Raw genomic sequence first — 6,166 nt, forward strand, 5'->3', positions numbered from 1 at the left:
AGTAACGGATAATATGGGCGGTCCTTTATTCGTTTGAGCTTATCTATCTTCTCTTCAATACAGTATATAACACTTTATTCTTTTTAACCTTATTATGAATCGATTAAAAGAAAAATCTTAAAATCATTAATGATATGACCCCCGCCAATACAGTGCCTAATAAGCTTCGTGAGAAAATCGCGACAAGAAATGTGGGTAATGCAGCTAGTAAAGATAACAGGTTATCCGATATAGAAAATTGGTTGTTTGATAATAGAAGTTCTTGCGCAAGTAAAGCAGCCATAACAGCTACAGGTATATGCTTCAACCAATTAATGCCCCATTCTGGAATTTGAATACGACTTAGCAATACTAACGGTACAACTCTTGGAATAAAGGTAACAATAGCTGAGCCAACAATGACTAACAAGATATACATGTTTACTTCCATCGTTCAATCACCATCCCGATTGTAGCCGCCGCGATTGTTGCTATAATCACGCCCGCACTTCCTGGGAAAAGAAAGCTAGAAATAACAACAATCAAAACAGCACTTAAAGCAACTATAATATCAACAAAGTATTTTTTGTGACTCATAACTTGTAAAATAAGGAGCCCAATAAACATTGCTGGCAAAGCAAAGTCCAATCCATATTTCTCCGGTGTTGGAATCCACTGTCCGAAAAATCCGCCTGCTATATTAGCAAGAACCCAATTTAGATAAGCTGTAATGTTTAATCCTAACATCCATTTATAATTCAGCTGTTTTTTATGCTGCGCATGATTAATCGCAACGCCAAATGTTTCATCTGTTAGCAAAGCCCCTGTTAGTATGTTTTGCCCTATTGTTTGCTTACGAAAATAAGGAGCAATTGCTGCACTTAATAATAAATGACGACTATTTACAAAGAAAATGGTAAATACAATAGCCGATATCGGATGCGCAGCTGCAATCATCCCGGCTGCAATAAATTGACCAGAACCAGCATATAAAATTAAAGATATAAGAGCAATTTCAGCAATACTTAAACCCGCTGTCTTTTCAACAACTCCCGCCGCAAAACCGATGCTCAAATACCCTAATAAAGTAGGCACACAATCTTTAACACCCTGCCAAAAACTATCTTCTCCCTCGTAATATAATGCACTTTCGTTCATGTATTTCCCCTCCGCTGATGACCGAAAAGCTTTCTGCTATAATGTGTAGCAGCTAAACTTCCATAAGTAAATGATTATCTCTCTTTCTCTATAAGCAATCTCGTTAACTCTTGATAAATCCCCACAATCTCCTCCATCTTCATTCTGACAAGTCCGCTTGATGATGGAGCAACAAAATCAATCGTCCCTGGAACCATCGGCTGTGCCTGAACACCCCAGGTCACATTTCGCTTATTTGCATATTGTTGATAAACACCTTTTCCTACAAAACAAACAACTTTCGGTTGATACTTTATAATCTTTTGTTTTAATTGTTCTCTTCCTTCTATGTATTCAGCTTTTGTAATTTCATCGGCACTTTTTGTCGGCCTAGCAACAATATTTGTAAATCCAAAGCCTAAATCCAATAATGTATAATCTTCATTAGAACTATACTTTCTCGGCGTAATACCCGCTTCAAAAAGAATACGCCAAAATCGATTATTAGGATTGGCATAGTGGTGTCCTGTTTCCGCAGAACGAAGGCTTGGATTGAAGCCGACAAATAAAACATCTAGGTTATGCTTTAGATGATCTGAGATTTCCTTCATCGACATGCCTCATTTCTATCGATTTTAAAAATTCTAGGAAGATGCTTCTGCCTAATTAAGCTACAAATTCTATTTTACCTATTATAATAAATTTAACCACCTCTTACTTAGAAAAAATTTACATTTCCCAGGCAATTATTTTTTTGGATATTACTATTATACACATAAAAAAACAGCCATCCATTTCAGAATGACTGTTCAGTAAATATTTTATGTTATACAAAGATTGTGAGGATCTTCTGCTTTTCTTGTTATCTAGCTCGCTGTGGAAAAGATGCTTGCCTCCAAAGGCAAAGAACTCCTTTAGCGTCAATCCCTATTTCCTTCACGAGTTGACCAAGGCGCTTCTGCTTTTCTTGTTACCAACTAGCTTTTTTCACACCTGGTAGTTGTCCTTTATGCGCGAGTTCGTGAAAGGTAATACGTGACATATTGAATTTGCGCATATATCCACGTGGACGCCCTGTGATTCCACATCGATTATTTAATCGTGATGTAGATGAATCACGCGGCAATTTTCAAAGTGTCTCATCTCCCCTTTTACTTTTAATTCACGGCGTAACTCTTTATATTTTCGTACTAGTTCTTCTTGCTTTTTTGCTTTAGCGACTTTCAATTTTTTAGCCATGACATGTTTTCCTCTCTTCCGAAAAGCGAAGTCATTACGATTTAAAACTCATAAAAATTACTTTGTTTCACGATGTAACGTATGTCTTTTTAGCCGTGGACTATACTTTCTTAACTCAATTCTATCAGGATTTGTTCGCTTATTTTTTGTTGTAATATAGTTACGATCCCCTGTTTCTGTACATGCTAACGTAATTTTCACTCTCATACATCATTCCTCCTATTTTTTACACGTTGTAAGCTGGTAACTCATCCGCAAATGTTGTCCAATCCATTGCTTCCTCTTCCTCAGTTAGCAAACATGTATCGAGTGATTGTTCAATATCTACTTGATCCATTTTAATTCCAATAAAAACAATTTCATTCATGCGGTCTCCATATTTTTCATGCCAACGATGAAATAGCTCGGATTCTTCCGCTAACACTTTCTGTTGCTCGACATCAGGCCAGGCAGCTAGCCATTCTCCTGCTCCTTGAATGGTTAACGATGGACCTGCTTGTGAAAGCAACCCTGCTATATCGTTTCGAGTGGCTAACCAAATAAAACCTTTCGCTCGTACAATTTCAACAGGCCACTTTTGCAACCAATTCAACAATCTACCAGGATGAAATGGTTTTTGTCTTCGATAAACAAAAGAAGCAATTCCAAACTCCTCCGTTTCTGGAGTATGCTCTTCATTTAATTCTTTAATCCACCCCGCTCCTTGACTCGCTTCCTCAAAATCAAATAACTGTGTATCCAGTACTTTACTAAGCGATACTTTAGAATGTTCAGTCCCAATTATTTCAACACTTGGGTTTAAAGCATAAATGACAGCCTTTAACTCTTTAGTAGCTTCCTTGCTAACTAAATCAAGTTTGTTTAACACAATTACATTGGCAAATTCAATTTGATCAATTAATAAATCTACAACTTCTCGTTCATCGATCTCATCATTTCCTTGCTTTCGATGGAGTAACGTCTCCCCGGAGGAAAAATCACTCCAAAATCGATTTGCATCGACAACTGTTACCATCGTATCCAATCGACAATATTGTGATAGATTGATTCCAATCTGGTCATCCACATATGTAAAGGTTTGTGCTACAGGAATCGGTTCGCTTATACCCGTCGACTCAATGACAATGTAATCAATATGACCCAATCGAGCTAGCTTTTCGACTTCCACAATTAAATCTTCTCGAAGCGTGCAGCAAATGCAGCCATTTTGCATTTCCACTAATGTTTCATCTGTTCTGATAAATCCACCTTGCCTCACTATACTGGCATCAATATTGACCTCGCTCATATCGTTTACGATTACGGCCACTTTCTTATTCTCACGATTCGCAAGTATATGATTAAGTAACGTTGTTTTCCCGGAACCTAAATACCCACTGAGTACAGTGACCGGAATTTTCTTTTGTTTCATTTCATTCCCTCCACCCTGAAATTTAATCGTAATCATTACGATTAATCTACCTTATTATAATAAAACGTAACCATTACTATTTGCAAGTTTTTTTATGGAAAATTATTCAATACTTGTATATTCTGATAAATATTGCTCTTTCGGCGGTTGAATTTGATTAAATGTATTCAATTGAATGACTGGAATGACTTCTCCCTTGTACGTTTCTTTTCCTATCTTTCCTTGGACTTCGTACCATTGATTTGTTTTTAATTTTTCAACATCCCCTCGAAAAATAAAACCATATACATTAGCATCCGCAATACAACAAGTCATCGTTAAGCGCGCAATAGCAATTTGATTATTTGGAAAATCTGGTTCACGATAAACAAAACCCGCTAAAGAAATTTGTTTACCCTCCATATCATCTAGAAACGTATACAAATGATTAAAAACCTCAAAATAGTTTTCATCCGTGACTTTAATAGAATCCTTTTCTAAATCATACGAACCTTCCTCAATTTTCGTTGTTGAAAAAGCACCATTTTGCAGGCCCTTATTCGCTAATGCTTGTTCACTGAGCGAAAAATCTGTCATTATAAAACCTAAAAAAAGAGGAATACCAAAAAGCAAGTAAGGATATATAACTTGTTTCTTTTTTGACGTTTCACACCCGCAGCAATCACAGCTTGAAATATGAGTTTTACTACTTTGAAATAGACATACACTAATGACACTAAACAAAACAAGCGCAATAATAGAGAAAGGAAGCATTCGGTCAGCGAGAATATGACTTAAATTACCTGATACATATAACTTAAAAATCATTAAACCGCTCGCAAGTAATAACAATGCTTCTAACTTTCTATGAAATCCAGCACCATATTTCCTCATTATAAACCTCCCATCTCTATGATCACACCAGCTAATAAGGATAAGCTAAACACAATACAAGTGACCACAATGATAAACATAAGAACAAAGCGTGGCTTAAAACAAGCAAATAGCACAAACGTATTCTTCAGATCCAGCATCGGTCCAAATACTAAAAAACCTAACATAGCTTCTGGACGAAAACTATTCACAAATGTAGCTGCAACAAAAGCATCTGCTTCAGAACAAAGGGAAAGCAAATAAGAAAATCCCATCATTGCGGCTGTACCAAAAATCGATTGTTCACCTAATTCAGTTAATAGAGAACGATTGAAAAATACTTGCAAGCAACTTGCAATTAACGCCCCAATAATAAAATACTTAACAACCGAGAAGAAATCTTGAGAAAAATGCTGAATAAACTCTCTCCATCTTTCAGAAAACGAGGTTTTACTTCCTTCCATACTATGAGCTAGTTCAGCGTAGTTATGAATCACATGTTCAACTTTTCCATTAAAAAATATTAGAGTGAAGAGACCCACTAACAAAGCTGTTATCACACATAAAAGAATTCTTCCATAAAATAGGGCAGGATGATTCGGAAAAGCATAATACGTAGAGGCAAATACAATAAAGTTTAAGATTGGCGCCGCCACTAAAAGGACCACTCCTGCATGCAACGGAACCCCTTTTTGAATAAGCCTCCTTACAACAGGAATAATCGCACATTCGCATACCGGTGTTACCAGCGCTGCAATGATAGCAAAAAAGAGAGCTTTGATTGAATTTTTTGGAATACATCTTTGAACCATTTCTTCACTAACAAATAATTGAATAAACGCTGAAGCTAAAACACCTACTAATAGAAAAGGAAGAGCTTCAAGGAAAATACTAAGAAACACCACAAAGATTGAATTCCAGCGACTGGATAAGAAAGCATTAATATCCACGATTTCTTGACCTATAAAAAAGAAAAACATCAATAATAGTGCTAAAACAAAAAGAAATACGTTCCCTACATAACGAATAACGATAGACAACACCTCACTTAATAGATTGATAAAGTATATACTTTTCCTTCTATTAATATGAGTAGTATGAGAATTGAATCGCATTTTTTGCACTACCTCTACTTAAATTATATCTGCTTGGCATCATTTGGTTTTGAGATAAGAAGGCTTCTCGCTAGATCAAAATGAAACAGCCACCTGGTGGATGGCTGTTTTTAATCTTCAAATTAGCGTTAGCTATTTCCTTGCCCCATTGCTCGAGCCATTAATTGGCTGTAAACTACCATTTGAGCTAAATTACTAGCTTCAGCAATATCTGCTTGTTGTTGTTGTTGATTCTGGTTTTGGTTTTGGTTGAAGTTTTGATTTTGGTTATAGTTTTGGTAATTCTGGTTTTGATTATAGTTTTGATTCTGATAATTTTGGTTTTGGTTATAGTTCTGATTTTGGTTTTGATTGTTTTCTTGATTTTGATTTTGGTTGTTTTCTTGGTTTTGATTTTGGTTGTTTTCTTGGTTTTGATTTTGGTTGTTTTCTT

8 protein-coding genes and 1 pseudogene are annotated in these 6,166 nt (G+C 36.0%); all 9 read right to left on the bottom strand.

What is annotated here, in order from left to right; translation table 11 throughout:
- Positions 1 to 103: 103 nt before the first annotated feature.
- Complete coding sequence (locus D1953_RS17785; protein ID WP_119118509.1) at positions 104 to 430, bottom strand: AzlD domain-containing protein; 327 nt, start codon at positions 428 to 430, stop codon at positions 104 to 106.
- A complete protein-coding gene (locus tag D1953_RS17790; RefSeq protein WP_119118510.1) occupies positions 421 to 1,137 on the bottom strand; it encodes an AzlC family ABC transporter permease in 717 nt (238 codons plus the stop codon). Before D1953_RS17790 ends, D1953_RS17785 begins: the two co-directional genes overlap by 10 nt.
- Positions 1,138 to 1,211: 74 nt before the next feature.
- Entirely contained in the window at positions 1,212 to 1,727 is a 516-nt protein-coding gene (gene mug / locus D1953_RS17795; RefSeq protein ID WP_119118511.1) for a G/U mismatch-specific DNA glycosylase, read from the bottom strand.
- A 359-nt stretch (positions 1,728 to 2,086) separates the two neighbouring features.
- Positions 2,087 to 2,355: pseudogene (rpsN, locus tag D1953_RS21790) on the bottom strand (30S ribosomal protein S14).
- Positions 2,356 to 2,412: 57 nt separating this feature from the next.
- Positions 2,413 to 2,562, bottom strand: coding sequence for a 50S ribosomal protein L33 (gene rpmG, locus D1953_RS17805; RefSeq protein ID WP_119118512.1), 150 nt, complete (start codon positions 2,560 to 2,562; stop codon positions 2,413 to 2,415).
- 19 nt (positions 2,563 to 2,581) lie between these two features.
- A complete protein-coding gene (locus tag D1953_RS17810; protein WP_119118517.1) occupies positions 2,582 to 3,766 on the bottom strand; it encodes a GTP-binding protein in 1,185 nt (394 codons plus the stop codon).
- 102 nt (positions 3,767 to 3,868) lie between these two features.
- Complete coding sequence (locus tag D1953_RS17815; RefSeq protein WP_119118513.1) at positions 3,869 to 4,639, bottom strand: TIGR03943 family putative permease subunit; 771 nt, start codon at positions 4,637 to 4,639, stop codon at positions 3,869 to 3,871.
- Complete coding sequence (locus D1953_RS17820) at positions 4,639 to 5,733, bottom strand: permease (protein WP_119118514.1); 1,095 nt, start codon at positions 5,731 to 5,733, stop codon at positions 4,639 to 4,641. The genes D1953_RS17815 and D1953_RS17820 overlap by 1 nt, the downstream gene beginning before the upstream one ends.
- 128 nt (positions 5,734 to 5,861) lie before the next feature.
- Positions 5,862 to 6,166 (bottom strand): hypothetical protein (locus tag D1953_RS17825; protein WP_182480670.1); only part of this gene is annotated, 305 nt, incomplete at its 5' end.

This window comes from Peribacillus asahii (assembly GCF_003570725.1).
Lineage (GTDB): Bacteria > Bacillota > Bacilli > Bacillales > DSM-1321 > Peribacillus > Peribacillus asahii.